This window comes from Mesorhizobium sp. M1A.F.Ca.IN.020.03.2.1 (assembly GCF_004023205.1).
GTDB lineage: Bacteria > Pseudomonadota > Alphaproteobacteria > Rhizobiales > Rhizobiaceae > Mesorhizobium.
Genome location: NZ_RZSV01000024.1, coordinates 15,392 through 40,104, shown reverse-complemented (window position 1 = coordinate 40,104; position 24,713 = coordinate 15,392). Strand labels below are relative to the sequence as shown.

Here is a 24,713-nt window from a genome sequence, read left to right as displayed (position 1 = left end):
CCATGAAGGCCGAGCAGGGCGAGCTGATCCAGAAGCACGTGCTGGTCACGCGCTATGACGCGACGCGCGCCTCGCGCGGCGAGATGCTGTCGATCGACGACGTGCTGGAGATCCTCTCGACGCCGCTGCTCGGCATCATCCCGGAAAGCCAGGATGTGCTCAGGGCCTCCAACCTCGGCGCGCCGGTGACGCTCAGCGAGCCGATCAACACCGCCGCCAAGGCCTACCTCGAAGCGGCACGGCGCCTGGAAGGCGAGGACCTGCCGGTGGTCGTCCCCTTCGAGCGCAAGGGTTTCCTCGAACGGCTTCTCGGAAGGAGGGCGGCATGAGCATTCTCGACCTCTTCAAACGGCGCACCAGTGCGCCTGTGGCGCGCGAGCGGCTGCAGCTGCTGCTCGCCTATGAACGCCAGAGCCGTGGCCAGCCAGACCTCGTCTCCATCCTGCGCGAGGAGATCATGGCCGTCATTGCCAAGCATGTGCAGATCGACCAGGACTATCTCCAGGTCTCGATGGATCGCGGCGCCACCATGTCGACGCTGGAGATCGACATCCAGATCCCCAACAAGAGCGCCGCGCCGCTGGCGATGGCGGGGTGAAGCTGGTTTAGAGCCGGCGGGACAGCACCCCCTCTGTCCTGCCGGACATCTCCCCCGCAAGGGCCCGCAAGGGGGAGATCAGATGTCGTCGCCGCTTTCGCCAACTTCCGACGGAGCAGGAAGAGCGCGGCAGCCGGAGCTGCCAATCTTCCCCCTTGCGGGGGAGATGCCCGGCAGGGCAGAGGGGGGGTGTCTCGCGCCAACCTTCGCCACTTCCCTCGCAAAGAAAGCCCTCACTCCGGCTGGTACAGCTCATCCATGCTGCGCGCCGCCAGTTCCACGAACGGCGCCTGCTTCTTCACCCGCCCATGCTCCAGGATCACCAGGTCGTCGCAGAACGCGATGGTCGAGTGGTGATGGCTGATGACGATCGTGGTGCGGCGGCCGGCGCGCGATTTCAGCGTTTCCACGATTGCCGCTTCCGAGAGCCCGTCCACCGCATTTGTGGCTTCGTCGAGGATCAAAATGTCGGGGTCGCGCAGCAGCGCTCGCGCCAGCGCGATGCGCTGCCTTTGCCCGGCCGACAAGTTGACGCCGCGATAGCCGACCACCGTCTGGTAGGCCTGCGGCAGCGTCTCGATGAAGCCATGCGCCTCGGCGAGCATCGCCGCCCGGCGCGCCTCTTCCGCGCTGGCCGTGTCCTTGCCGTAGGTGATGTTGTCGAGGATGGTGCCGTCGACCAGCTCCAGCTCCTGGCTGGCCAAAGCGATGTGGGCCCGCCATTCGGCCGGGTCGATCTCGCCGAGCGGCGCGCCGTCGACGAGGATGCGGCCGCCATCGGGCTCGACGAAGCGGCAGAGCAGGTTGACGATCGTCGTCTTGCCGGCGCCGGAGCGGCCGATCAGCGCCGTCGAGCGGCCGCTCACGATGTCGAAGCTCGCCGCATGCAGCACCGCCGCGCGCTGCTCCGCATTGGCATAGCTGAAGCTGACGCCCTCGAAGGCGATCTTCTCGCCGGGTCCCGCGAACGGGCGGCTGCCCGTGGGCGGCGCGGGCTTGCCCTCGGGGTCGAGCAGCCAGGTCACCTCCTCCAGCGAACCGGAAAGCCCCTGCAGCTGGCTCCAGGTCATCTGCAGCGCGCGCACATGCGGCTGCAGGCGGTAAAGCAGGATGAGGAAGGCGGCAACCAGCGGGAAGCTCAAGCCGGCAAGCCAGGCGCCGATCACCACCGCCAGGAACAGCACGGCGTGCAGCACTTCGGTGAGCGGCGCCAGCGCGCCCTGGCGTTTAGAAAGCGTGAAGGCCGCCCGCCGCACGCTGTCCGATGCCTTCTCGAACGCCGCCTTCTCGCGCGCCTCCTGGCCGAAGATGCGGATGAGACGGCCGGCATGCACCAGGTGCAGCATCTGCGAGGCTAAAGCGCTGTTGCGGGCCGCGACGCTGCGGCTCGGGCCCTTGAGATGGGCCGACAGCACCATATGTGCCGCTTGCACCAGCGCCAGGCCGAGCATCACCAGCAGCGTCATCTGCCAGGATAAGAGCAGCAGGAAGGCAAGCAGGATAACCGCCGCCGAGGCGCTGACGATCGCGCCCAGCACCCCTTGCATGGCGTCCGACGCCCGCCAGGATTCGTTGGAGATGATGTTGAGCAGCCGCCCTGGGCTCTCCTTCAGGAAGAACGGATAGCCGACGCTGAGCAGGCGTTCGGCGAGCGCGCCGCGGATCGATTGACCGGCCTTGCCGTAGATATGCGCGGTCAGCACCGCATTGGCGAAGGCAAGCAGGTTCTTGAGCAGGATCGAGCCGAGGATCGCGGCCGAAATCGCGATCAGCCGCTCGCGCTCGCCGAGCCCGGCGCCGACCTTCTGCAGCAGGGCGGAGAGTCCGGCCATGCCGGTCGCCTCGCCATGTCCCATGATGATGCCGAGCAGCGGAATGATCAGCCCGATGCCGAAGCCTTCGAGCGCAGCACTGGCAAGCCCGAGCGCGACCACGACGGGCAGCAGGCCGAGCTGACGGCGGCCGAGCGCCCGCCGCAGCATCGCCAGTGTCGGGTGCCCGCTCATGGCGTGCCGGCCTCCGCACTGGCCTCGGCCGCATCCTCAGCGCGCCGCGGCTGCCGATCGGGCCGCCCCGCCAGCACGAGCGCCATGAATTTCGCCGCGCCCGCGAGGTTCATCAAAACGATCGGCCAGTGCGAGAGCCTGAGATCCTGGTCGAAGCGCGGGCCGCCGATCAGCTCGCGCGTGGCGGCACGCGCCGCCCAGTAGAAATGGCGAAGCAGCCATGGCGCCCAGCGGAAATGCTTGAGACACAGCGCGCCATTGCCGAAATGATAGTCGCGGTGCAGCCGATCGATCGCCTTGCGGCCACGCCGGCCGTGGTGATGGAAGATCGTCATGTCGGGCACATATTCCACCGCCATGCCGGCGAGCATGGCGCGCACCAGGTAGTCGGTGTCTTCCGCCGAGCGCAGCGGCCCGCCGGCGCCGAAGCGTTCGTCGAAGGGGCCGATGCGAGCGGCGACGTCGCGATGCATGGTCATGTTGCAGCCGAGCACGAAGCCGCCCGGATGCACGGCGGGCGTCAGCCGCTGGCGCTCGTCGCAGCGCTTGATGGTGAAGGGCAGGTCGCGCGCATCGCCGAGTTCGACGCGGCCGCCGCGGATCAGCCATTTCTCACCGCTTGCATAATGCCGTTGGAGGTCGGCGAGGTAGTTGCGGTCGAGCCTGCAGTCGTCGTCGTTGAAGACCAGCACGTGCCCGCGCGCCCGCGCCAGCCCCGCATTGCGCGCCGCCGCCAGCCCGGGCCGCGGCTCTGAGATCGCCGTAAGTGGAATGTCGGAGCTCGCGGCGATCCGGGAAAGATATTCCGCCGTGCCGTCGCGCGAGCCGTTGTCGACCACCACCAGTTCGGCGGCGAAGGCGGGATGCGCAAGACAGGCGGCACGGATCGAATCGATGCAGGCTTCCAGCACCGCCGCGCGGTCACGCGTGCAGACGATGAAGGAGACCTGCGGCCGCTGCCTGGGCCAGGGAGGCGCGGGCAGGGCCGGGTGCCGCGGCAGGGGATGGCGCGCGTCGTTCATGGAGAGGGCTCAGCGCTGAGGCTGCTGACCTCCCTGCTTGTGAGGGGAGATTGGCTGTCGCGCCGGCTTTCGCCGATTTCCACCGCCGGCGAGTGGACGCGGCCAAAGCTGCTCATGCCGCCTCCATCCTGTAAGGCGCCAGCACCGATGCCGCCGGCGTGGATTTGAAGCGGTAGGCGAGCCTGTCGGCCTGCTTGCCGGCCCACATCGAAGCCTGGCTGAGCCACGGTGCCCAGGCCCCGGGGCGCAACGCATATTGCTCGCGGCGGCGGATCGCGTTCCATTTCGCGGAAAGCGTCAAAAGCTCATGCGTCAGCGCGGGTTGCTCCTCGTCGTTGACGAGCTGGTAGAGGAAATAGAAGAGGTTGAGCGCGCCGGCCTCGAAGCTCGGGCGCACCGCCGCGGGCAGCGCGGTAATCCGCTCTTCCAGCGCGCGGATGAAGGCTGCTACCCCGGCCACCGTCGCGAAGGAGACTTGATCGCCGATCGCGCGCAGGTCCTTGGTATCGTCTGTCAGACCCTCGCGCTCGAGGTTTTCGCCCACGATCCTGAGATGTGTGCGCCGCATCTCCTTCACATGCCGGCTGGTCACGCTGCCGGAATGCACGCGGTAGACCAGCAGGCTCTCCTCCATCAGGGCCGCCGGATAACGGTCGGCGAGCCGGCGGAAGAGGTCGAAATCCTCGGCATGCCGGTAGGCGGCGTCGTAATGAAGGTCGGCCTCGCCGATCACCCGGCGGTTGTAGACCACGGTCGGGTGCATGAAGATCGTGAAGAATTTCGCGAGCACGGCAAGGTCGAGGCGGAACACCGGGTCGAGCCTGCCGGGCGCGATACGCCCACGCACCAGCATGTCGACGATCGAGCCGCAGAAGCCGATCTCGGGACGCGTTGCAAACAGCGCCGCCTGGCGCGACAGCCGCCAGGGATAGGCGAAGTCGTCGGCGTCCATGCGCGCGACGAGCTCGCCTTGCGCGCTCGCCAACCCCTCATTGAGGGTGGCGACGAGACCGCGGTTCTCGCGCGAAACAATGGATACGCGGCTGTCCGCCTTGCGGCAGCGGTCGAGGATCTCCAGCGACCGGTCGGTCGAACCGTCGTCGATGGCGATGATCTCGAGCCGGCTGTAATCCTGCCGCAGGATCGATTGGATTGCAGCGCCGACATAGGGCTCGGCATTGTAGACCGGCAGCAGCACGGAGATGAGGGGAGTGGCGCTTGCCATCATCGTCGCGCCTCGGTTTGCTGCAGGTCCAGCGCGGATACCCCGGCCGGCGGGCCGACCCAACTTGTCTCGCCCGCGATGCCCGCGCGCGGCCGCGCGACATAGGGGAAATAGCGCTTGAGACTGTTGAGCGGCTTTTCGAACAGCGCCCAGGAGAGCGAGGCGACAAGCAGCGTGGCGGCGCCTGCGACAAGGAAGCGGCCAGGCCCTTGCTCCGACACGTTGAGCGGGATCCAGGGCTGCGCCTTGACGGCGTAGGCGAGAAGGATCGGGTGGTAGAGATAGACGCCGTAGCTGATGCGGCCGAGGAAAAGCAGCGGCGGCAGTTCGGACAGCTTGCCGAGCCTGCCGCCGAGGCCGTTGGAGCAGGCGGCGACAATCGCCACCAGCGGCACCAGCGGCAGCACCTGCACCAGCGCCCAGTGCGCCCACTCCCATCCCGAGTTCGCCGGTCCCGGATCGGACCAGACGACGAGCAGGAAAACGGCCGCGAAAGCCGGCCAGCCGAGCCGCATCCAGCGCGGCACATCGGCGCCCCTGGCGCGGCGCACGGCAAGCAGGGCGCCGCAGCCAAGCGCGTCCATCGAGGCCGGCGGCAACAGGTCCCGGGCGAGCGCCGGGTTGGCGGTGAGCGGCCAGTAGAAGCGGTAGGCGAACGAGAAGAGGATGACGCCGATCGTGATCGCCTCGATACGCCGGCGCGGCGCCAGAAGCACGATCAGCGGCCAGGCGAGATAGAACTGCTCCTCGATGCTGAGGCTCCAGAAATGGCAGAGCAGCCAGGGGTTCCAGTCGTTGCGCAGCGCATACCAGAAGTTCGAGAGATAAAGCGCATGCCAGGCAAGCGACGAGCTGGACTGTTCCAGATTGGTGAGCCAGACCAGGGCCAGCACCGCGAAATAAGGCGGAAAAATTCGGATCACGCGCCTGGCATAGAAGGCGCGCAGGGCCGGCCCGGAAGCGAATGCGTTGCTGTCACGCGCGTCAAGCAAAAGCCGGGTGATCAGGAAGCCGGAGAGCACGAAGAACAGCCGCACGCCGAGATGGCCGAGGAAGGAGGTGCCGTTCGGCGCAAGGAAATGCGCGTAAAGCACCAGCGTGACGGCTACAGCTCGCACTGCATCAAGCTGGATGTCGCGCTGACCTGTCATTGGCGGGGTCCCCAGGCTCCGTCGTAAGATCCTGCGCTGGACCTGCAAAGCACGCCGACTCCGCCTGTCGACGAATCTCCGTCCGGGGCGAGAGTGCCGTCCTTGGCTGTCAGCGGAATGCCCATTCGGCTCAACGTAGCGGCATCCTCCACTGCCCATGTTGGTTAACATCTGTCTCCGCTTATGTTGCGGCGCAACACACAATGCTTACGAGTTTGAAATAAAGCTGTGATTTGGAGGGTTGCAGACGACAGTTGACTTGGGAAGTTTGGCCTATGGTCCTATATGGTGATGGTCGGTTGGTCTGATTTTTGAAGTATTTATCGCTACGGATGCTGTGACGCATTGCGACAACCGTAGCGGGTGTTTTGGCGATATTGACAGTAACACTCCATTTAGCCAAAGACTATTCAAATCGCGTTGTGAAAAGTATATTGAATTTCAAAGTCTTGTGCGGCGCAGCAAACCAGTCGCGAGAGGCCTTGTCCAACCATCCGGCCCCGTTGCCTCAAGACAAGGGAAACGCCAGTCTCTATCGCCGCCTCGGACCGGGGCGCGGGGGGTGGAGGAGAAGTGACGTCGACGCCGAGTGCAAAACCGCAGGCTCAGCTGGGAGCCTTGCCCATCCTCGGCCTGCTTGGTGCCATCCTTTCGGTGCAGGTTGGCGCGGCCTTCGCCAAGGGCCTGTTTCCGGTCCTAGGGCCGGACGGCACAACAATGCTGAGACTCCTCATCGGCGCGCTGATGCTGGCGGCAGTGCTCAGGCCATGGAAAGTGCTGCCGACACGAAAGGGTCTGCCTTGGCTCGCCGTCTATGGCGTCACCGTTTCGGTGATGAACCTGCTCTTCTATGCCGCGCTCGAGCGCATTCCGCTGGGCATCTGCGTGGCGCTCGAATTCACCGGCCCGCTTTTTGTCGCCACACTCGGCTCGCGGCGCCTTCTCGACCTCGTCTGGGTGGTGCTTGCGGTCGCCGGCATCGTGCTGCTCTCGCCGTTCGCCGATATCAGCCGCGGGCTCGATCCAATCGGCGTGCTGCTTGCGCTTGCCGCCGGCGCCTGCTGGGGGCTCTATATCATCTGTGCGCAGAAGGCCGGCGCCGAGCTTGGCGCCCGCACCTCGGCCTATGGCATGGCGATCGCCGCGCTCGTCGCGCTGCCTTTTGGCTTCACCGCAGCCGAACCTTATCTCACCGACTCGCATGTCATGGCGGCCGCGGTCGTCGTCGGGCTGTTCTCCAGCGCGCTGCCCTTCTGGCTGGAGATGATGGTGCTCGCCAGAATGCCGGCGAAAGTCTATGGCATGATCGTCTGCCTGGAACCCGCCGGCGCCGCGCTGACCGGGTTTCTCTTCCTGCACGAGAGTTTGAGCGTTTTGCAGTGCGCCGGTATTGGCGCCGTGATTGCCGCCGCGTTCGGCGCGGCCGTAACGGCGAGAGCGCCGGTTCCGTCACCCTGTTAAGGATCAATGCCATATCGCCTGAGGGCGCGGCGGTTTTGGGAGAGCATAGAACAACCACTCGTAGCGCGTTGCGCGAAGCCGTGCACGCGGGTATCCACGCCAGAAAAAGCCGTGCACGCAGCCGTGCCCGATCACATCTGGTGGTTGAGATAGGACTTAGGTCCGACATCGCTGCGAAAAAGGTCTTAAAAAGCAAGACAAGGGTCGTGGGCCACTTCCCCACGACGGGTTGATTAGGGATGCTGATGTTGCGACATTGCCGGTGGGGTAGTTCGGCCGAAGGGTCGGATGGCTGGCAAGGGGAGATTGGGATGCGCGTATCGCGCATGGGCTGCAGGCATGTCTTGCGGGCGCTCGTTGCGCTGGCGCTTGTTGTCGCGCCTTTTCATCTCTCCTTCGACGGTCCTGTCGTGGCCAAGGCCTATGCCGGCAAAGGCGGCAATGGAAACGGCAATGGCGGTGGGAACAGCGGCGGCGGCAACGGTAACGGCAGCGGCGGCGGCAACAGCGGGAACGGGAACGGCAACTCGGGCGGCAACAGCGGAAACAGCAACTCGGGCGGTAACAACGGAAACGGAAACAGCGGCAACAGCAAGGGCGCAACGAACACTGCAGCAACCGGCGATGTCGATGATCATGTGAATGCGGCGACCGGCGACAAGGTCGAGGTCAGTGCCAATAGCATCCAGGTCACGCACCGGAACGGAATGAAGGAGAGCATCGAGAACGGCCGTTTCAGGATGGAGGACAAGTTTGGTCGCACCATCGTCGAGCGCAAGGCCACAGTGGCCGATCTCGATCGCCTAAAGAGTTTGTGAGAGCGAGGTTCTATCTGGATTAGATCTTAAGGGGCCAAAAGCCAGCGCTGCAAAATCAGGTTGCCACCTTTTGCTTCGTCTCTTCGGTCCTGATCGTCTTACGACAGAACTCCCGCTGCTCACCTTGCCCCCGCCTTTTGGCGGGGGTACTTTTTTGGGGCCCTTGAGACGGCTGCCGGATAAGGCGGGCTCTTGGCGCATGCCCCCGCAGTCCGGGGAAACATTTCATGCGCAAACCAAAGGTTACGGCGCTTTTTCGTCCAGGAGGGCGCATGCGCCGTAGCATGCCGCGGTTCGTTGAGTGTCCGCGCCGTTCTCGCGTGCGACAGTCATAATGAATTGCTGGCCGCTTTCCAAGCGATTTGGTTAACGCGACGGCAGTCGCAGCTTCCAGTTGTGTTCCCGGCTGGTGCGACAATGGTCCCCAAGTGACTGCAAAAAGGTCCGACCGGACATGGCATGGGTCGTGGGCCGCTTCCGTAACCTTACCAAAGCGTGAATCTTGTCTGGTCAAGACACCGGTTCCGCCTTGGCGGGCTGAGAGCGGAACTTCGGCAGGGCCGAGGCGGAACCGGCATGAACCAAGGACGGCATGCGCGAACCCGCCTCAAAAAGGTTTGTCCGCCTTACGCTGCGCGCCGCGGCCGCGCTGGCGCTTTTTGCCGCGCCTGGTCATTTCACGTCCAATAGCCTCGCCAAGCTTCTGGTGGCCACCGCTTATGCCGACAACGGCGGCGGCAACGGCAATGGCGGCGGGGGCAACAGCGGCGGCGGAAACGCTGGCGGCAATTCTGGCAACAGCAATGCCGGTGGCGGCAATGCCAATGCCGGTCCTGGCAACAACAGCGGCAAAGGCAACACCAGCCCCGGCGGCAAGGCCGCCAGCCGTGTCAATGCGGCGACGGGCGACATAATCGAGATCGACGGCAACAGGATCACCATCATCCACCGCAACGGCATGAAGGAAGAGATCGAGAACGGACGCTTCGAGATGAGCGATGCGCAAGGCCGCACCATCGTCGAGCGCCGGGCGACCGAGAAGGATCTGGCCCGTCTGCTAGGCTTGTGAGGGCCGAGAGAAGCTACCCCCTTTTCCCGCGCCTTCGCATGTCACCCCCGCCTTCAGAGGCGGGGGTGATTTGCTTTTGAAGTGACGGTGAATGGTGAATAGGGAACAGTAATCAACGAAACGCACTTCACCGAATGGGAACGCGCCGACGCTTCACCATTCACTGTACTTTCCACTATTCACTAATTCCTCTCTCTCGCTTCATGCATCAGCAGCGCCGCCTCCGTCCGATTGCGCACGTTGAGCTTGGCGAGCACTCGGGTCATGTGGTGCTTGACCGTCTTTTCCTGCAGCGACAGCCGCATCGCGACCTCCTTGTTGCTCAGGCCCTCCGCCACCAGCCCCAGGATCTCGGCCTCGCGGCCGGTGAGCTGGCTGAGCGGGTCGGGCTTGCGGCTGGTGGGCTGCAAGAGATCCGACAGCAGCCGGGCCGAAAGCGTCGGCGAAACGTAGCTCTGGCCGTTGGCGACGTCGCGCAGGATCTCGGCCAGCGACTTGGAGCCGACGCCCTTCAGCACATAGCCCCGCGCGCCCGCCTTCAGCGCCTGGGCGACATCGGCATTGGTCTCGGACACGGTGAGCATGACGATCTTTTGCTCAGGCGCCGCCGAAAGGATGCTGGCCAGCGCATTGAGGCCGCCGCCGGGCATGCTGATGTCGAGCAGCAGCACGTCGGGCGCGCTGGCGCGGACCAGCTTTTCGGCGTCCTCGGCGCTGGCGCCTTCGCCGACAAGCTCGAAGCCGCCGATCTCGCCGAGGCTGCGCGCCACGCCCTCACGAAACAGCGGATGGTCGTCGACAATAGCGATGCGGATGGGTGCGGTCACGGCTGCTCCTCGACAGACAATGTGATTACCAGTCTCGTTCCCCCCGGCCCCGAAAGCGTCTCGAATTGCCCGCCAATGCTTTCGATACGCTCCCTGAGACCGGCGAGCCCGAGGCCTTCGCTTCGCGCAGGATTGAAGCCCGGGCCGGTGTCCTGCACCTCGACCAAAAGCTTGCCGCCCTTCATCGTGGCTCTCACCTGCTGGCCCTTGCCCTTGCCGTGCCGGAAGGCGTTGTTCAGTCCTTCCTGCACGAAACGATAGATGCTGATCTTCTCTGAGGTGCCGAGTTCCGGCAAGCGCTCTGGCAGCGTCAGCAGCACTTTGGTGTCGGTGCGGCGCTCATGCTCGGCGACCGCCAGCCGCAATATGTCGGCCACCGCCTGCGTCTCGATCTGCGGCAGCACCAGGCCGTTGCAGATGCCGCGTATCTCGCTCATCGCTTCGCCCAGCGTCTTATGGATGCCGGCGATTTCCGCCTCGCGCTGCGGTTTGGGCGTGGCGGGGTCGACCAGCACCGGACTGTCCATTCTGAGCGCGGCAAGTGCCACCAGCTGCGCCGGGCCGTCATGCAGGTCGGCGCCGATGCGCCTCAGGTAGCGTTCGTTGATGGCAGTGGCTCGCCGCGAGGCGCGCTGCACGCGTTGGCGTAGCGACGAGTTCTGCGCCAGCGCCTCCTGCAACTCGCTGACCTTGGCTTCCAGCGCGGCACGCTGCGTCTGGATGGTGCGGCTGCCGCGAAACACGATGCCCGACAGCAGCGCCAGCGAGGCGGCGGTGGCGCCGGCCACCACCAGCCAGGTCCATCTGAGTGCTGAATTCAGCGTCTCCTGGAAATCGTCGGCGACTTCGTAGAATTCCGACACCGCCACCACTTCGCCCGACCAGGGTTCGCGCACGGGGTTGTAGATCTCGAACAACGGCGCGGTCACCGCTTTCTCTTCGCTGGTCTCAGGATCGTCGGCGAGGTTGTTGAATTCCGCCACGACATTGCCGGCAAAGGCCGAGATCAGATTGGGGTTGGGCGGAAACGTCTTGCCGATCAGCTTCGAGTTATCGGCGTAAAGCACCGTGCCGTCGCGCCGCCACAGCTTGAATGACACTAGCCTCTTGCCGAGCGCGCCCTGGCCGAGCGTCTCGTCCAGCGCCCGTTTGACCGTGTCGTCGAGCTCGCGGCTCTTGCGCAGGTCCGGCAGCAGCGGCGCGATCACGCTGTCGACATAGAGCGCCGTCGTGGTGGCGGAGTTGTGCATCACGCCTTCGCGGATTTGCGACGTCACCCAGAGGCCAACCACGAGCATCACCGCCAAAAGCCCGATGCCGCCGGCAATCACAAACTGCCAGGCCAGCGACAGCCCGCTCCAGATTTGCACAAGTCGCTTCAAGGTCTCCCTGAGCATTCGCGCGATTCACCCCACCACGGACAAAGAGTATAGGCCAGCCGCGGCAATTGCGACACCGACCTTGGTCCGGCCTTCAGGCGAGCGGTTAACAGCGCGGCCGTCGAGGCTGCAGAAACCGCTTCCAGGTGCCAAGAACGCCTAGTCCGGCCCCCGGCACAGATGCGGGCGGAACATTAGCAGTTTCTAAGTGTTGAGGTCTTTGCGAGGGCTCCCGAAAGAAACTTCGGCCTATGCCCCCTTGGCAGGCGCGTTTCCTGACCGCTGACATGTGGAGAGGACCATGAACAACATCATCTGGATCGTAGGTGCTATCGTCATCGTGATCGCCATTTTGAGTTTTCTGGGTCTGCGCTGATTCAGTCGGGCCGCTCGTAGCGATGGCGGCGCGAATGAAACGTGCGGCGGCTTGGGGTGGCCTTGGCCATCCGGCTTTTCGGTCGTGCTCGCGGGTATGATCACCGCACTTGTTTTCAGGCGGATGGGCTGGAACGCAAAATAGGGCGACCGCGTTTTGTCTCGCTATGTCGAGGAGTTCTCACCTTCACAAGGCCGAGATGCCAGGCTTGGCCTCGATTGCCGAGGCGGAGCGCCAGGCGCGCGCCGAAAAGAACGCAAGGCTGAGGGATCTTCGTATGCATACATCGTGGCTGGTGCTCGATCCCAAACGCGCTTTTCCTGGACGAGATCGACTGCTCGGCGCTGTTCGGTGAAGTGCCTGGGCTAAAAATCGTCGGCTAGGAAAGGCCTCGGCTGTCAGGCCGTCTGAAGCCGTCCGACAGGTGCCCCGCGCGAGATCGCTATAAGCCGCGCAACGGCCAATGGCGCCAAGAACATGAAAACCGTCGTGATGCCGAGGAAGATCGACCAAGCCAGATCGATCACGCTGTGGTCATAGCAGACTGCGAATTCCATGGCGCCTTACCCTTTTATCCACCCGGCTGCGCATCAGGTTGCCACGCATTGGGCCAAGCATGATCCTCATTTTCAAGAAATACAAGAGATCGCTAATTTGGGTAGTGGGTCGGTTTGAAAGTCCACCCCAATCAGAATAGGCGCTTTCGCCTAGGCCCCGTCCGGAAACAGGCGGAAGCGGGCGTCACCGACAAGCGTTGGGAGAAGCGCGATCATCGTTGCGCTTGTCGAAGCCGAGAAGCCAACAGTGCGCCGCCCTTACAAAAAAGCGCGTGACGTAAAAAGAGAAGGGCTCGCGGCGTTTAGGCGCGAGCCCTTTTCCTTGCTGAGAGCGACATTGTTGGGTGTGCTCTGGCGGTCGGATATTCATCACAATCACGGGTTCAGAGGAAGCTGGGGATCATTCACATTCGCTCAATAGAGCGTGATGGACGGGGAGTTTGGCTAACCCGCGATTTCAAACCGGCCCACTATCCTAGTTGGGGTGGAAATTTCACCGGCCGGCCGCGTCGTAACGAAACACCAGCGGCTTGTCTTGGTAATCAGCCAGCGTGTGGAGCAGATCGCCGATGGTCAGGTCCGAGGATCCAATGGAGGAGCGGGGACGATATTTCTTGTCAGGAGTGAGCATGTCGGCTATGCCTCGTTTCAATATTTCAAGGATTGTTGAAACGTGGATGAGCGACAAGCCCTGATGGCCTTTGGTGCGCTGTCGCAGGAAACGCGGCTGAAACTGCTTCGGTTGCTGGTGGTTGCCGGGCCGGACGGCATCGCCGCCGGTTCGCTTGCCGAACAGGTCGAGGTATCTCCGTCCAATGTCAGCTTCCATCTCAAGGAACTGGAGCGCGCCGGCCTGGTCGGCACGCGCCGCGACGCACGCTCGATCGTCTACAGCGCGGAATACGATGCGCTTTCCGCTCTGATCCGCTTCCTGATGGAGGATTGCTGCTCGGGCCGGCCGGAAATCTGCGCGCCGGCGCTCGCCGCCCCGTGCTGCCGGCCGGGTGAGGGGCCCCGGCAATGATCTCTTACGATCTGCCGCGACGTGCCGTTGCTGAAGCCCTGGGCGCCGGCCTGCTGGTGGCAACGGTGGTCGGTTCCGGCATCATGGCGGAGACGCTGACGCATGACACCGCGCTGGCGCTGCTCGCCAACACGCTCGCGACCGGCGCCATGCTGGTGGTGTTGATCACCATCCTCGGACCGATCTCCGGGGCGCATTTCAATCCGGCCGTCTCGCTCGTCTTCTGTTTGAACCGGTCGCTCCCGCCGCGCGATCTGCCTGCCTATCTCGCCGCGCAGTTCGCCGGCGGCATCGCCGGCACGATCGCCGCGCACCTCATGTTCGCCCTGCCGCCCTTGGAGATCGCGACCAAGCTGCGCGCCGGACCGGCGCAATGGTTTTCGGAGATTGTCGCGACATTCGGCCTGGTCGCTGTAATTCTCGCCGGCCTGCGCTTCGAGCGACGGGCTGTGCCATGGCTGGTAGGCCTCTTCATCACCGCCGCCTACTGGTTCACCGCCTCTACGTCCTTCGCCAATCCGGCCGTCGCCGTGGCGCGTGCGCTCACCGACAGCTTTTCCGGCATCAGGCCGGCCGATCTCCCGGGTTTCATCGTCGCCGAACTGCTCGGCGCCTTTATCGCGCTGGCGCTGATGGGATGGCTGCTGCGGCCCGAATCCATCGAGCAATCCGAGCCACTGAAAGCCGAGCCATGACGGTCACCATCTACCACAACCCCGCTTGCGGCACCTCGCGCAACACGCTTTCCATGATCCGCGCCAGCGGTGAGGAGCCGATGGTGATCGAATATCTGAAGGCGCCGCCGAGCCGCGAACGGCTACTCGAATTGATCGCGGCGATGGGCATCACCCCGCGCGACCTGTTGCGGGAGAAAGGCACGCCCTACGCGGAGCTTGGCCTCGCCGATCCGAAATGGAGCGACGACGAGCTGATCGGTTTCATGCTCGCCCATCCGATACTCATCAACCGGCCGATCGTGGAGACGCCCAAGGGCACGAGGCTCTGCCGGCCGTCGGAGGCGGTGCTGCCGCTGCTCGACAACCCCGTGCGCGAATTCATCAAGGAGGATGGCGAGAAGGTTGCCTGGTTGCCGCAAACCTAGAACGCCAGATGCTTCATGAAGTAGATCGAGGCTCGTGGTTTGCGAACGAGTCGACAAAGTGATGGGCACGACACCGACTTCTTGCCAGTTCCTGCATAAGGTCCGCCGCTATCGGAGCTTGGCGATAGATTTGTCGCGCGGCGAACCCGTGGCGGCGATCGCTACGCCCGCAGCCGCTCAGGCGCAGTCCTTCAACTCGACCACCTCGACGCCGAGGCGGAAGGCCTGACCATCGGCATAGGAGCGCGCAAATTGCTCGGCTTCGAAAGGGAAGGTCAGCGTAGTGCCGTAGGCGGTGACGCGCACCGTCCACCTCTGGCCCTTGACGAGTTCAACGCCGTGAAGCTTGGCCGTCGCCATCTCACCCTCCTCCAGTCCGGCATGCTCGCGGACGCAAAGACTAACGCCGCGGAAGCGGGCTCGCGCCGCGCGCGCCTGATCGAGCAGAGCTTTCCTCGCGAGGATGCCGTCCTCGATCGCCGGCGCCGGACTGTCGCCGGGAGAGGGGACCGGCACGATCTCCTCCGGTCCTCGGGATGCGGGCAGCAGCCACGACAGCACTTTCGAACTGAGATGATACTCCTCGAGATTCCCGCCCTGCCATTGCGGCATATGCAGTCGCAGCGTTTTGCCGTTGGTGGCCGTCATCCTCGTTTCCAATCAGGTCCCGATTGCCGCCTTCAGGCGAGCGCCGCTCTCAGGAGGCTCGACCAAGCGGTCCGTTGTCAAGATTGACTGGCGCGCTGCGGGATCGAGGATGGCCGCCACCTTGAGGCAAGAGGCATCGCCTCAGAGTAGCGGCGCACGCTCGCCCAGTAGGCCCGGTGGGCTCGCCGAACTTGCGCTTCAGAACGCCGCGGCACCACGCCGGAATGCAGCATGAGAAGGCCGGGATGAGGACGCCCCAACATGTGTCGGCTCTCGTCGGACCCTCCCGTGCTCAGTCGTGATGCTCGGGCATCGACTTCAGCTGGTCCTTCGTCCATCTGGTCACGGCGTGGACGTCGCCGTCCTCGTCGCGCATGAAATCCAATTGGTTGGCGCTGACGGCGACCGGCTTTGCACCGATGCCGAGGAAGCCGCCGACATCGATGACGACCTGGCTGCCATGCATGTGGTCGACCGAGCCGATCTTTTCGTCGTCCGGGCCGTAGATGGTCGCGCCTTCGAGAATGCTGGGAGTCAATTCGGCGTTTGTCAGCCTCACGTGGTTGGTATGATCCATGACAGGTCTCCTGTGGTTAGACAGGAGGAACTGTCGATGGCAACGAGGGTTCCGCCGACGTCGAATGCCGGCAACGTCGCACGCGTCTGGGTTCCTGACCTACAGCCCTTTCCGTGCCCGGATGCTCCGCGCCGCCTGCTCGATCGCGGCGCGGTCGCTGCCCAGCCTGTCGAGCAACTCCTGCGCTTCTTGGGCCGATATGCCGGTGCGTATCGCAAGCGCCTCGACCGTCAGCACATCCGCGCTGTCGATCTCGCGCGTTCCCGGCAGCGCATCGTCTGCCGTGAGCGGCAGCGCAGCCTCGCGATCGATTTCCATCTCGGCCTGGCGCCAGTGCCGCTCATGGTCGCCATGCAAGCTGCCCTCGCGCTGCCAGAGCTCATAGGCACGCTGCCTGATCTTCTCGGTCCGATCATCATCCATTGCCGTTCCTCCCTTTGCGTGCCACTCAACGCGGGATGAGGCGGAACGATCCCCGAGACCCAAGAAGTGATCGGCTGGGCCGGCCAAAGCCTGGCCGGTTGTCAGGCTCCGTAAGTCGCCAGCGGCTTGCCGAATATCCCGGCCTCGGGTTTCACGCCCAGGCCCGGCCGCTGCGGCACGGCTATGTGGCCCTTTTCGATCACGACCGGGTTCTTCCAGTCGAAATGCCCGTCGATATATTCCTGGGCGATCCAGGCCCCCTCCATCCGGCGCGGCTCGACCGTGGCAGCAAGATGGACACAGGCCGCCGCGATGATGTCGCCGCCCCAGGCGTCGTCGCAGCTGTGCGGCAGCGAGCGAATGGCGCAAAGGTCGCGCACGGTTGTCATCTTCGTGAGGCCGCCGAGGCGCGTCACCTTCAAGCCGAAGCCGTCGGCGATGCCCATGGAGATCGCTCGCAGCACCGCGTTCTGGTCCTCGGTGCTCTCGTCGAGATAGACCGGATGCGTCACGCGGCCCTTCAGCGTAGCGACTTCATCCATGGTGTTGCAGGGCTGCTCGAAGACGAAGGGGATGGCGTGGCAAAGCCGGTCAAGATGGATTGCCGACGCGATTGTCAGGCCCCGGTTGCCGTCGACCGCGATGCGCGCCTTGTAGCCGACAGCTTCCCAGACCTTGTGCACGACGGCCACGTCTTCTTCGAGGTTGCGCCCGCCGATCTTCACTTGGAGGCGCGGATAGCCGGCCTTCACCTTGTCGGCGGCGATCCTCGCCGTTTCGTCCGGCGGACCTACGATCAGCGAATAATAGGCCGGCACGCGATCGGTCAGCGCGCCGCCCAGCAGCGTCGAGACCGGCACGCCGAGCTTTTGGCCGAGCAGGTCGAGAAAGGCCATGTCGAACGCGGCCTTGGCATAGCCATGTCCGTTCAAGCGCTCGTCCATCTGTTTCGCAAGCAGCCTGATCGAAGCGATCTCCGCACCGATCAGTCCCGGGGCGATTTCGGCGATCGCCGCGCGAGCGCCCAGCGCATGGTGCGGCTGATAGACCGGTCCGATCGGGCAGGTCTCGCCCCAACCGGTCAAACCGTCTTCGGTCACGATCTCGACAAGCGTCGAGTCCAGCGACTCCACGTCGTCGCTGGCCATGCGGTAGACGCCGCCTTTGACGGGCAGCTGCGCCGAATAGACGTTGATCCGATCGACGCGCATCACATACGCGCCCTGGCCGAGGTCGGATCGTAAGGCGAGTCCGCGATCACCTCGGCGATCTTCCATTCTCCCAAAATGGCGACCTCGAGCTTGGTGCCGGGCTTGCTCAGACGCTCCGGCAGAAGGGCCAGCGCCACGTCATGGCCGAGCGCATAGCCGTAGCCGCCCGACGTAATGCGCCCGACAAGTTCGCCGTCGCTATAAAGGCCCTCGGAGGCAAGCGTGCTCGCGCCGTCGGTTTCGATCTTGAGCGTCACCGACCGGCGCTGGTCGTTCCTCGCCTTGTATTTCAGCACCGCCTCGCGGCCGACGAAATCGCCCTTGTCGAGGCGGATGAAGCGCTCGAGCCCGCTCTCCAGAGCGTTGAGCTCAGGGTTCATGTCGCGATACATGGCGCGATAAGATTTTTCGAGCCTGAGCGACTCCAGCGCATGCAGCCCGACAAGCCGCATGCCGTGCTTCTCGCCCTCTTTGAGGATGGCATCCAGCAGCTGCCGCTGATAGGACAGCGGGTGATAGAGTTCCCAGCCGAGCTCGCCCTCATAGTTGACGCGCAGCAGCCGCACGTCGCTGGCCAGGGCGACGCTGCCGGTCGCCACGCTGAACCACGGGAACTTTTCGTTCGAAAGATCGATCTCGGTTAGCGGCTGCAGCACTTCGCGTGCCTTGGGCCCGACGACGGTGAAGCAGCCGCGATCGTTGGTGACGTTCTTCAGTGATATGCTGCCGTCGGCGGGCAGCAGCCTTGAGAGATCGTCGAAATTCCAGCGCTCGGCGCGCGGCGTCGAGATGAGGTAGAACAGGTCTTCTCGGAGCCGCGCCACCATGTACTCCGCCTGCACGCCGCCGCCCGCAGTGAGGTGATGCGCCAGCGTCACCTTTCCGACCGCCGGCAAGCGATTGGCGATGATCCTGTCCAGCCAGGCGGCCGCGTTCGGTCCGGACACCTCGAACTTGGTCATGGGCGTCATCTCGACCAGGCCGACGGCAGTGCGCACCGCCTGGACTTCCTCGGCCACGAGGTTCCCCTTCGGCGTCCATCGCCAGCTATACTGGTCCTTGGCTTCGACGCCGTCGCGCGCGAACCAATTGGGCATCTCCCAGCCATTGAGCACGCCCCAGACCGCGCCGAGCTCGGTCAGCCTGTCATAGGAAGGCGCGGTCTTCTGCGGCCGGGCGGCGGGCATGTCCTGTCCCGGATATTTCTGCTCCGCATGTGTGCCCCAGGCCTCCCGGACCTTTTCGCGCGTCCAGGCCTTGTTGGCGTAGTCGCCGAAGCGGCGCGGATCGAGATCCGAGGTGTCGAGGCTGTTGCCGCCTTCGACGATCCGTTCCGACAGGTAATAGCCGATCGTGCCGCCCCACAGGATGCCGCCTGGCACGCCTTCGGCTAGCCAGACATTGGGCAGGCTCCAGGCCGGCCCCATCAAGGGAAGCTCGTCCGCGGTCATCTGGAACGGTCCGCGCACATTGGCCTTGATTCCGACGCGCCCCAGCGCCGGCACCAGCTGCAGAGCCTGCTCCCAGTTCCACGACACCGCCTCGAAATCTTCTTCGACGAGGTCGGCGCCGAACCAGGAAGGGACGCCGTCCTCGGCGAACAGTTTCAGGTTCGCCGTGCGCTCGTAAGGCCCGAACATCAGCCCGTCGCCTTCTTCGCGCAGATAGCCCTCGAACCCTTCGTCGCGCAGGATCGGCATTTCGGGGCGGCCCTGCCTTTTCCGCTCGACGATTTCCGGCACCACTTCGGTGATCCAGTACTGATGCAGGATCGGGATCGCCGGGATATCGAGGCCGAGCAGCGCGCCGGTCTGGCGCGCATAATTGCCGGTCGCGGAGATCACGTGCTCGCAGGTGATGTCGCCCTTGTTAGTCTGGACGAGCCATTCGCCGCCGGGCGTGCGCCTGAAGCCGGTGACCTCGGTGTTCAAGTACACCTTGGCACCCAGATCCCGCGCGCCTTTGGCCATGGCGATGGTCACATCGGCCGGCGCGATATGGCCGTCATCGGGATGATAAAGCGCGCCCAGCATGTGGTCGTTGTCGAGCAGCGGCGCCAGCTGCCTCGCTTCGCCCGGCGTCAGCAACTCAGCGCGCATGCCCTGGACGTCGGCCACGCTCATATAACTCTTGAATTCGTCTAGCCGGCCGCGGCTGTTGGCGATGCGCAGCTGGCCGCATTTGTGCCAGCCGACCGGCTGGCCGGTTTCGGCCTCCAGCCCTTCATAGATCTCGATGGTCTTCTTGATCATGCGGCCGACATTGATGTTGCGGGTATAGGACGGGATCAGGCCCGCCGCATGCCAGGTGGAGCCGGCCGTAAGCTGGGTCCGCTCGAGCAGCGCAACGTCGGTCCAGCCGCGCTTGGCCAGGCCGTAAAGGATGCCGGCGCCGACGCATCCTCCGCCGACGATCACCACTCTCGCATGTGCTTGCATCGAACCACCAATTCCAGATCGTTTTCAAAAGCGCGCCGCCGAAGCTACAGGCGACGGAAGGCCGTGTAACGTTCTGAAAAACTAGGGGTAACGATAAATTAGGCTTATGCAGCGATCCCGCCTTGGCGGCTCGCTCCTCCCGGCGTTTTTACTGCGCCTGCCCGTCCTGCGCCGTCTCGTCCTTGAACTCGACTTTCGTGCCCGGCTTGACCATGGCGGCGAGGTCTTCGGCATCCCAGTTGGTCAGCCGGATGCAGCCATGCGAGTAGGTCGTGCCGATCTTGCCGGGATCCGGCGTGCCGTGGATGCCATAGCTTTCGATCGAGAGATCGATCCAGACCGATCCCACCGGATTGTTCGGTCCCTTGGCGATGGTGAAGGGCCGCTTGCTCTTGACCCCCTTGAAGGCGAATTTCGGATTGTAGTGATAGGTCGGATTGCGCACCACGCGTTTGACCTCCGCGGCGCCGCTCGGCGCCGGCTTTTCCTCGCTGCCGATCGAGGCCGGATAGACCGCAACCGGCTTGCCTGATGGATCGAGCGCGCGGACCTGGCGGGATGCCTTGTCGACCTCGATGGTCTCGATCTCCGCCGGGGCGTCGCCCCGTCCGAGATCGGGCACTACGAGGCTCACATCTGCCTTCCGGAACCCGACGCGCGGGTTTAGCGTCTTCAGCAATTGTTCGCTGATGTGGAAACGCTCGGCCAGCCTCTCCCGCGCATTGCGATAGCCGAGGCGCTTCAGACTAGCCATCCGCTCCAGGCGGGTGGGGATGCGCCTGGTAAAGGGGCCGCGCACGTCCTTGACCGTGACCTCATATGTCACCAGAACCGGCTCGGCGGAGCCCGCCGTCAGCTTGTCCCAGGTCTCGCGTGTGAGCTTGCCGTCGGAAGCCAGTCCGTTGGCCGCCTGGAACGCCGCCACGGCTTTGGCAAAATTGTCGGAGAGGCGACCGTCGATCAGGCCCGGCGAGAAGCGGGCGCGATCGAGAAGGATCTGCGCCTTGAGAAGCATCGGACTGACGTCCTTCGGCTCGCCCTCGCTGAATTGCGCCTGATTGACCGCGTCGAGGTCAAGCCTGGCCGCCTGAGCTCCGCTGCATGCGAGCGCGAACGCCACGGCAGCGACAACGAAGAGCCGGACCATCGACTTCACTCCCGGGTTACGACAGAAACCTGTCTTTATGACGCGGGCGTGCCGATCTGGTTCCTGTCGCAGCGCCGGCGTGCAAATCATTAGAACGTGCACCTTTGGGCGTACGATCTTGAATTTTATGCCGAAACCAGTTCCCAAGAGCGAAAAATGCTGGCATGATCATATAAGGGCCTATGCATTTTCTGATTAGATGGGCCCTTGCCTGGTGACCGGCGGCTCCCCAACGCCCCCCGCCCATGCCGCCGGTTACTTCATTTGAGGCCTCCCCAGGCAATGCCGTGGCCGACCCCATCCCGGCCGTAGCGCTTCACGCACATATTAGCGGTTTGGAACATTCCTGCCTTCCCGGTGTTCGTTTTGCCAGGAGGAGCAACCATGGCAGACGTCAAAACGAAGCGCGATTTCCGGGACCGCGACCGTGTGTCGGCGGACGACGATTATGAGGTTCGCTACTTTGCCAAGCAGCATCGCATCACGCCTGAACAGGTTCGGGAACTGATCAGCGAGCACGGCAACGACCGTAAGATTTTGCAACGTGAGGCAAGGAAGCTGGGTGACAAAGCTTTCTGATTTGGGGCCGCCGATCTTTGCCCGGTTGCGGGTCAGAGCAGCCGCCAACGAAGAGGACCAGTTCCGGACATGTCCCGCCTGCGGGCAGGCAGTGGACTGGGGCGATCTCCGGCAGGTGATCTGGCACGAGCAGCCGGGACACGCGAGGCTGGAAATTGACAGCTGAAAAACCCTAGGGGAGACCCCTTGATGGATTTGACGCCAGAGGAGTCGCGAGCCGCGCGAGAACTCCTGCACTGGTCGCAAGTGCGCCTCGGCGCCAAGGCCAGCCTAGGGGAGGGGACCATTCGCGACTTCGAGAACGGGATCAGAATTCTGCGGGTCGAAAAACGAACCCGCATCCGTCGCGCTTTTGAGGCGGCGGGCGTCGTGTTCACGGCGAAGGGGCCCTCGCTTTCGGCCCTCAGGCCCGAAATGAATGGCTATCGCCATAAACAGCGTCGCTAAGCTAGTCCCGCTGCCGAGCGCTGCTGGCAGCGAGCTAACTGTCCACGCAAGCCGGAGGTCGCGTCCTCCGTGAGGCCTGTGAGCACTCGTGGACGTTTGCCGGAGAGCTTCGACTTCAAGCTGGTTCAACCTCGACCAGGCAAATGAACGACGCGTATGGCTGACTTGTTTGCAGGGCAGGACCGCGGCCGCGCGTTGCCGCGTTCCCGAAGGGGAAGTCAGAGACTCCTCGATCTTCGAGGCGGCATCAACTTTCCGGAAAGCCGTATCGCAGCTTTTGGCCGGTGCCCGGCTGCTTGACAGCGTCAAGTCCCAGTCGGGTGTGTTCGTGCTTGGCAAAAGCTTTCGCGTCCGCTTCGGAACCGAAACCCTTGATGGTGACAACGCCATCCTCGATAACGCGCACGTAATACCTGTCTTCCAGCGTGTCGATCTCGACCGAATCCATTACGATTGACTTGTTCATTGACGGCCCACCTGAAGAAGATTCACCCCGCAGCCAAACGTCGCCGGCTAAGGATTGTTCCGCACTCAACTAATAAAACATCTACTCAGATAATCGGAGCACTATGCGGGTCGGAGGGCAACGCGTTGCCTTTGCGAGGCCACGCTTGGCCAAGTCGGACAAACATACGATTTTACTAAAATGGAAGGAACTGATGGGACTGCTCCGGCTTGAGTCGCGGTTCCTGGAGTCGCGCGTGCATGACCAGCGGCAAAGACCGGCTTTCCTTCATCGAGTTCCAATCGCCCACCTTGGTCGAGAAAGCTCCCGAAGGCGGCGAATGGCTGCACGAGATCAAGTACGACGGTTACCGAACCCAGCTCATCGTGGAAGGCGCAACAGCGCGAGCCTTCACGCGCCGCGGCTATGACTGGTCGCATCGCTACAGGAGGATTGTCCAGGCGGCGGCGGGCTTGCCGGTGAAATCTGCGACCATTGATGGCGAGGCTGTCGTTCTCGGCGACACCGGCTTGCCTGACTACCAGGCGCTGGAGCGCGAGTTGGGCAACGCAAACTCTTCGAGATTGATCTTCTATGCCTTCGACCTGCTGCACCTCGACGGTCGCGATCTGCGACAGCAGCCGCTGGTCGAGCGCAAGGCAGCGCTCGAAACGCTGCTGAAGGACAGCGCGCCGACGCTGACCTATGCCGAGCATCTGGAGGTGAGCGGCAGGGAGATGTTCGATCATGCCTGCCGGATGGGCCTGGAGGGGATCGTGTCGAAGCGCGCGGACGCGCCCTACCGTTCCGGCGTGCAGACGAGCTGGGTCAAGGTCAAATGCATCAAGAGCGACACCTTTCCGATCGTCGCGTTCGTCGAGAAGCTTGGTGCTGAGCCGCGCCGGATCGCATCGCTCTATATCGGCAGGCGCGAGGGCGACCGGCTGCTTTATGCAGGCAAGGCTCAGAGCGGTTATACGCTTGAAGTGGCGCGACGCGTTCGCGAGCGGCTCGATCCGCTGATCATCGGCAAATCGCCTTTGTCGGAGCCCATTGTGAAGCCAAAGGCGACCTGGGTGAGACCCGAAGTCCTGGCCGAGGTGCAGTTCAGCGGCGTTACCGATCGCGGGATCTTGCGCGAAGCCGTGTTCAAGGGGCTCCGCGAGGACCTGGTGACGGTCCCGCCAAAGCCGCCGGCGCCGTCGAAACGAAGAGCGGACCGAGATCACGGCGTGCCGCGTGAGAATATCTTGCAGCTGCTGCCCGATGCGGTCTCGCCTTCCAAGGATGAGCTCGTTCGCTATTGGAGTCTGGTCGCCGATCAGGCGCTGGTGCACCTCGGCCGTCGCCCACTGAAGCTCGTCCGTCATGCCTTCGGGGCAACTTTCTACCACAAGGGACCGCTGCCCGAGATCCCGGCAGCGGTGCACCAGCTGCGCGTCGAGAAGCGAGAAGGTGGGGAGGGCACTCGGGTCTGGGTCGACGACCTCGACGGCTTGCTCGGGCTGGTCGAAATGGATGCGGTCGAGCTCCACCCGTGGAATGCCACGGTGGATGATATAGAGCATGCCGACCGGATCGTGCTGGATCTCGACCCGGGTGAGGGCGTGGAATGGGCGCAAGTGACTGAGACCGCGCTGGCGCTGCGCGACATCATGGCAGCGTCAGGTCTGGAAAGCTGGCCGAAGGTCACGGGCGGCAAGGGCATTCACTTGATGGCGCCGCTGTCGGCGAAGATGACCCACGACGGCGCGCGGCAGCTCGCCAGGTCGATTGCACAGGTCCTCGCCGACGCAGAACCCGACCGCTACTTGCTGTCGGCAGCGCCGGTGGCCCGCAAGGGCCGCATCTTCATCGATTATCTGCGCAACGGACGCGGCAACACGGCCGCCGGCGCTTTTTCGCCGCGGGCCCGCGCCGGCTTCCCCATCGCGCATCCCGTTACTTGGGTGCAGGTAGAGCGGCGTATCCGGCCGGATGCGTTTACCATGGACCATCCGTTCAGGGCGGCTCAGCGAAATGCGGCGTAGCGGGCGAGGCCCGTGAAGATCATCTCGAATCTGCGTTCTTAGGCATAGGCGATTGAATTTTCGGGGGGAACCAGTTTCCAAGAACGCAAATTGCTGGCATGATCATATAAGGGCCTATGCATATTTTGATTCGATGGCCCCTGTTCCTGGTAA

General features: G+C 63.9%; 25 protein-coding genes and 1 pseudogene. 11 read left to right on the top strand and 15 right to left on the bottom strand.

Annotation, left to right across the window (positions count from 1 at the left end; translation table 11 throughout):
* Together EOA79_RS06685 and minE are read left to right on the top strand one after the other, a co-directional pair.
* Nucleotides 1-329 (top strand): annotated as a pseudogene (locus tag EOA79_RS06685) (septum site-determining protein MinD); the annotation flags it as partial.
* Nucleotides 326-598, top strand: coding sequence for a cell division topological specificity factor MinE (minE, locus tag EOA79_RS06680; RefSeq protein ID WP_042638296.1), 273 nt, complete (start codon nucleotides 326-328; stop codon nucleotides 596-598). The pseudogene EOA79_RS06685 and the gene minE, both read left to right, overlap by 4 nt.
* 233 nt (nucleotides 599-831) lie before the next feature.
* Here minE and EOA79_RS06675 read toward each other — a convergent pair whose 3' ends face one another.
* The 4 genes from EOA79_RS06675 to EOA79_RS06660 all read right to left on the bottom strand — a co-directional run bounded on the left by EOA79_RS06675 (nucleotide 832) and on the right by EOA79_RS06660 (nucleotide 6,002).
* Nucleotides 832-2,604 carry an ABC transporter ATP-binding protein gene (locus tag EOA79_RS06675; RefSeq protein WP_245322372.1) on the bottom strand — a complete coding sequence of 591 codons (1,773 nt, stop codon included), beginning with the start codon at nucleotides 2,602-2,604 and terminating at the stop codon, nucleotides 832-834.
* Complete coding sequence (locus EOA79_RS06670) at nucleotides 2,601-3,626, bottom strand: glycosyltransferase (protein ID WP_095824628.1); 1,026 nt, start codon at nucleotides 3,624-3,626, stop codon at nucleotides 2,601-2,603. The genes EOA79_RS06675 and EOA79_RS06670 overlap by 4 nt, the downstream gene beginning before the upstream one ends.
* Nucleotides 3,627-3,738: 112 nt before the next feature.
* Nucleotides 3,739-4,854, bottom strand: coding sequence for a glycosyltransferase (locus EOA79_RS06665; RefSeq protein ID WP_245322371.1), 1,116 nt, complete (start codon nucleotides 4,852-4,854; stop codon nucleotides 3,739-3,741).
* Nucleotides 4,851-6,002: an acyltransferase gene (locus EOA79_RS06660; protein ID WP_095824627.1), complete on the bottom strand. Its 1,152-nt coding sequence runs from the start codon at nucleotides 6,000-6,002 to the stop codon at nucleotides 4,851-4,853. The genes EOA79_RS06665 and EOA79_RS06660 overlap by 4 nt, the downstream gene beginning before the upstream one ends.
* Nucleotides 6,003-6,575: 573 nt before the next feature.
* Between EOA79_RS06660 and EOA79_RS06655 the strand changes: the two genes are divergently transcribed.
* The 3 genes from EOA79_RS06655 (at nucleotide 6,576) to EOA79_RS06640 (ending at nucleotide 9,350) form a co-directional block, all read left to right on the top strand.
* A complete protein-coding gene (locus tag EOA79_RS06655) occupies nucleotides 6,576-7,463 on the top strand; it encodes a DMT family transporter (protein ID WP_095824626.1) in 888 nt (295 codons plus the stop codon).
* Nucleotides 7,464-7,774: 311 nt separating this feature from the next.
* Nucleotides 7,775-8,281 (top strand): hypothetical protein, encoded by a 507-nt coding sequence (locus EOA79_RS32690; protein ID WP_067321952.1) that lies wholly within the window; start codon nucleotides 7,775-7,777, stop codon nucleotides 8,279-8,281.
* A gap of 592 nt (nucleotides 8,282-8,873) precedes the next feature.
* Entirely contained in the window at nucleotides 8,874-9,350 is a 477-nt protein-coding gene (locus EOA79_RS06640) for a hypothetical protein (protein WP_095824624.1), read from the top strand.
* A gap of 182 nt (nucleotides 9,351-9,532) precedes the next feature.
* Here the strand turns inward: EOA79_RS06640 and EOA79_RS06635 are convergent, their stop codons facing one another.
* The 4 genes from EOA79_RS06635 to EOA79_RS32680 form a co-directional block, all read right to left on the bottom strand.
* Complete coding sequence (locus EOA79_RS06635) at nucleotides 9,533-10,177, bottom strand: response regulator transcription factor (protein ID WP_066992920.1); 645 nt, start codon at nucleotides 10,175-10,177, stop codon at nucleotides 9,533-9,535.
* Nucleotides 10,174-11,574: a sensor histidine kinase gene (locus EOA79_RS06630; protein WP_095801506.1), complete on the bottom strand. Its 1,401-nt coding sequence runs from the start codon at nucleotides 11,572-11,574 to the stop codon at nucleotides 10,174-10,176. The genes EOA79_RS06635 and EOA79_RS06630 overlap by 4 nt, the downstream gene beginning before the upstream one ends.
* A gap of 756 nt (nucleotides 11,575-12,330) precedes the next feature.
* Nucleotides 12,331-12,489, bottom strand: a complete 159-nt coding sequence (locus EOA79_RS32685; RefSeq protein ID WP_164748230.1) for a hypothetical protein — start codon at nucleotides 12,487-12,489, stop codon at nucleotides 12,331-12,333.
* A 493-nt stretch (nucleotides 12,490-12,982) separates the two neighbouring features.
* Nucleotides 12,983-13,177 carry a hypothetical protein gene (locus EOA79_RS32680; RefSeq protein WP_164746740.1) on the bottom strand — a complete coding sequence of 65 codons (195 nt, stop codon included), beginning with the start codon at nucleotides 13,175-13,177 and terminating at the stop codon, nucleotides 12,983-12,985.
* On the opposite strand from EOA79_RS32680, the gene EOA79_RS06620 reads away from it, so the two are divergent.
* From EOA79_RS06620 to arsC, 3 genes are read left to right on the top strand one after another with little or no spacing between them, the layout of a single operon-like run.
* Nucleotides 13,163-13,513 (top strand): metalloregulator ArsR/SmtB family transcription factor, encoded by a 351-nt coding sequence (locus tag EOA79_RS06620; RefSeq protein ID WP_067321941.1) that lies wholly within the window; start codon nucleotides 13,163-13,165, stop codon nucleotides 13,511-13,513. The two genes, EOA79_RS32680 and EOA79_RS06620, sit on opposite strands and share 15 nt — an antisense overlap.
* Nucleotides 13,510-14,208 (top strand): MIP/aquaporin family protein, encoded by a 699-nt coding sequence (locus tag EOA79_RS06615; protein ID WP_095824623.1) that lies wholly within the window; start codon nucleotides 13,510-13,512, stop codon nucleotides 14,206-14,208. Before EOA79_RS06620 ends, EOA79_RS06615 begins: the two co-directional genes overlap by 4 nt.
* The gene (arsC, locus tag EOA79_RS06610) at nucleotides 14,205-14,615 is read left to right on the top strand and encodes an arsenate reductase (glutaredoxin) (protein ID WP_067321933.1); all 411 of its coding nucleotides are present in this window, start codon (nucleotides 14,205-14,207) and stop codon (nucleotides 14,613-14,615) included. The genes EOA79_RS06615 and arsC overlap by 4 nt, the downstream gene beginning before the upstream one ends.
* A 177-nt stretch (nucleotides 14,616-14,792) precedes the next feature.
* Here arsC and EOA79_RS33450 read toward each other — a convergent pair whose 3' ends face one another.
* The 6 genes from EOA79_RS33450 to EOA79_RS06580 all read right to left on the bottom strand — a co-directional run bounded on the left by EOA79_RS33450 (nucleotide 14,793) and on the right by EOA79_RS06580 (nucleotide 21,059).
* Nucleotides 14,793-15,263 (bottom strand): hypothetical protein, encoded by a 471-nt coding sequence (locus EOA79_RS33450; protein ID WP_245489843.1) that lies wholly within the window; start codon nucleotides 15,261-15,263, stop codon nucleotides 14,793-14,795.
* A 292-nt stretch (nucleotides 15,264-15,555) separates the two neighbouring features.
* Nucleotides 15,556-15,840 (bottom strand): photosystem reaction center subunit H, encoded by a 285-nt coding sequence (locus EOA79_RS06600; protein WP_095778953.1) that lies wholly within the window; start codon nucleotides 15,838-15,840, stop codon nucleotides 15,556-15,558.
* 99 nt (nucleotides 15,841-15,939) lie between these two features.
* Nucleotides 15,940-16,263, bottom strand: a complete 324-nt coding sequence (locus tag EOA79_RS06595; RefSeq protein WP_067321922.1) for a DUF2934 domain-containing protein — start codon at nucleotides 16,261-16,263, stop codon at nucleotides 15,940-15,942.
* 101 nt (nucleotides 16,264-16,364) lie between these two features.
* Nucleotides 16,365-17,474, bottom strand: a complete 1,110-nt coding sequence (locus EOA79_RS06590; RefSeq protein ID WP_127335078.1) for a mandelate racemase/muconate lactonizing enzyme family protein — start codon at nucleotides 17,472-17,474, stop codon at nucleotides 16,365-16,367.
* A complete protein-coding gene (locus tag EOA79_RS06585) occupies nucleotides 17,474-19,912 on the bottom strand; it encodes an FAD-dependent oxidoreductase (protein ID WP_095824620.1) in 2,439 nt (812 codons plus the stop codon). Before EOA79_RS06585 ends, EOA79_RS06590 begins: the two co-directional genes overlap by 1 nt.
* Before the next feature lie 148 nt (nucleotides 19,913-20,060).
* Nucleotides 20,061-21,059 (bottom strand): L,D-transpeptidase, encoded by a 999-nt coding sequence (locus tag EOA79_RS06580; protein WP_095824619.1) that lies wholly within the window; start codon nucleotides 21,057-21,059, stop codon nucleotides 20,061-20,063.
* Between the two features lie 384 nt (nucleotides 21,060-21,443).
* Between EOA79_RS06580 and EOA79_RS06575 the strand changes: the two genes are divergently transcribed.
* Together EOA79_RS06575 and EOA79_RS06565 are read left to right on the top strand one after the other, a co-directional pair.
* Complete coding sequence (locus EOA79_RS06575; protein WP_066992956.1) at nucleotides 21,444-21,638, top strand: DUF3606 domain-containing protein; 195 nt, start codon at nucleotides 21,444-21,446, stop codon at nucleotides 21,636-21,638.
* A 189-nt stretch (nucleotides 21,639-21,827) separates the two neighbouring features.
* Nucleotides 21,828-22,085: a helix-turn-helix domain-containing protein gene (locus EOA79_RS06565; RefSeq protein ID WP_095824618.1), complete on the top strand. Its 258-nt coding sequence runs from the start codon at nucleotides 21,828-21,830 to the stop codon at nucleotides 22,083-22,085.
* A gap of 247 nt (nucleotides 22,086-22,332) precedes the next feature.
* Here EOA79_RS06565 and EOA79_RS06560 read toward each other — a convergent pair whose 3' ends face one another.
* Nucleotides 22,333-22,551 carry a hypothetical protein gene (locus tag EOA79_RS06560; protein ID WP_095824617.1) on the bottom strand — a complete coding sequence of 73 codons (219 nt, stop codon included), beginning with the start codon at nucleotides 22,549-22,551 and terminating at the stop codon, nucleotides 22,333-22,335.
* Between the two features lie 239 nt (nucleotides 22,552-22,790).
* Here EOA79_RS06560 and ligD point away from each other — a divergent pair, with 239 nt between their 5' ends.
* Nucleotides 22,791-24,560 carry a DNA ligase D gene (gene ligD, locus EOA79_RS06555; RefSeq protein WP_127335077.1) on the top strand — a complete coding sequence of 590 codons (1,770 nt, stop codon included), beginning with the start codon at nucleotides 22,791-22,793 and terminating at the stop codon, nucleotides 24,558-24,560.
* Nucleotides 24,561-24,713: the final 153 nt, after the last annotated feature.

What these genes read in the sequence shown, in the direction of transcription:
- minE (WP_042638296.1), top strand. Translation starts at nt 326, where the DNA reads ATGAGCATTCTCGACCTCTTCAAACGGCGCACCAGTGCGCCTGTGGCG.
- EOA79_RS06675 (WP_245322372.1), bottom strand. Translation starts at nt 2,604, where the DNA reads ATGAGCGGGCACCCGACACTGGCGATGCTGCGGCGGGCGCTCGGCCGC.
- EOA79_RS06670 (WP_095824628.1), bottom strand. Translation starts at nt 3,626, where the DNA reads ATGAACGACGCGCGCCATCCCCTGCCGCGGCACCCGGCCCTGCCCGCG.
- EOA79_RS06665 (WP_245322371.1), bottom strand. Translation starts at nt 4,854, where the DNA reads ATGATGGCAAGCGCCACTCCCCTCATCTCCGTGCTGCTGCCGGTCTAC.
- EOA79_RS06660 (WP_095824627.1), bottom strand. Translation starts at nt 6,002, where the DNA reads ATGACAGGTCAGCGCGACATCCAGCTTGATGCAGTGCGAGCTGTAGCC.
- EOA79_RS32690 (WP_067321952.1), top strand. Translation starts at nt 7,775, where the DNA reads ATGCGCGTATCGCGCATGGGCTGCAGGCATGTCTTGCGGGCGCTCGTT.
- EOA79_RS06640 (WP_095824624.1), top strand. Translation starts at nt 8,874, where the DNA reads ATGCGCGAACCCGCCTCAAAAAGGTTTGTCCGCCTTACGCTGCGCGCC.
- EOA79_RS06630 (WP_095801506.1), bottom strand. Translation starts at nt 11,574, where the DNA reads ATGCTCAGGGAGACCTTGAAGCGACTTGTGCAAATCTGGAGCGGGCTG.
- EOA79_RS32685 (WP_164748230.1), bottom strand. Translation starts at nt 12,489, where the DNA reads ATGGAATTCGCAGTCTGCTATGACCACAGCGTGATCGATCTGGCTTGG.
- EOA79_RS06615 (WP_095824623.1), top strand. Translation starts at nt 13,510, where the DNA reads ATGATCTCTTACGATCTGCCGCGACGTGCCGTTGCTGAAGCCCTGGGC.
- arsC (WP_067321933.1), top strand. Translation starts at nt 14,205, where the DNA reads ATGACGGTCACCATCTACCACAACCCCGCTTGCGGCACCTCGCGCAAC.
- EOA79_RS33450 (WP_245489843.1), bottom strand. Translation starts at nt 15,263, where the DNA reads ATGACGGCCACCAACGGCAAAACGCTGCGACTGCATATGCCGCAATGG.
- EOA79_RS06600 (WP_095778953.1), bottom strand. Translation starts at nt 15,840, where the DNA reads ATGGATCATACCAACCACGTGAGGCTGACAAACGCCGAATTGACTCCC.
- EOA79_RS06595 (WP_067321922.1), bottom strand. Translation starts at nt 16,263, where the DNA reads ATGGATGATGATCGGACCGAGAAGATCAGGCAGCGTGCCTATGAGCTC.
- EOA79_RS06590 (WP_127335078.1), bottom strand. Translation starts at nt 17,474, where the DNA reads ATGCGCGTCGATCGGATCAACGTCTATTCGGCGCAGCTGCCCGTCAAA.
- EOA79_RS06585 (WP_095824620.1), bottom strand. Translation starts at nt 19,912, where the DNA reads ATGCAAGCACATGCGAGAGTGGTGATCGTCGGCGGAGGATGCGTCGGC.
- EOA79_RS06580 (WP_095824619.1), bottom strand. Translation starts at nt 21,059, where the DNA reads ATGGTCCGGCTCTTCGTTGTCGCTGCCGTGGCGTTCGCGCTCGCATGC.
- EOA79_RS06575 (WP_066992956.1), top strand. Translation starts at nt 21,444, where the DNA reads ATGGCAGACGTCAAAACGAAGCGCGATTTCCGGGACCGCGACCGTGTG.
- EOA79_RS06565 (WP_095824618.1), top strand. Translation starts at nt 21,828, where the DNA reads ATGGATTTGACGCCAGAGGAGTCGCGAGCCGCGCGAGAACTCCTGCAC.
- EOA79_RS06560 (WP_095824617.1), bottom strand. Translation starts at nt 22,551, where the DNA reads ATGAACAAGTCAATCGTAATGGATTCGGTCGAGATCGACACGCTGGAA.
- ligD (WP_127335077.1), top strand. Translation starts at nt 22,791, where the DNA reads ATGACCAGCGGCAAAGACCGGCTTTCCTTCATCGAGTTCCAATCGCCC.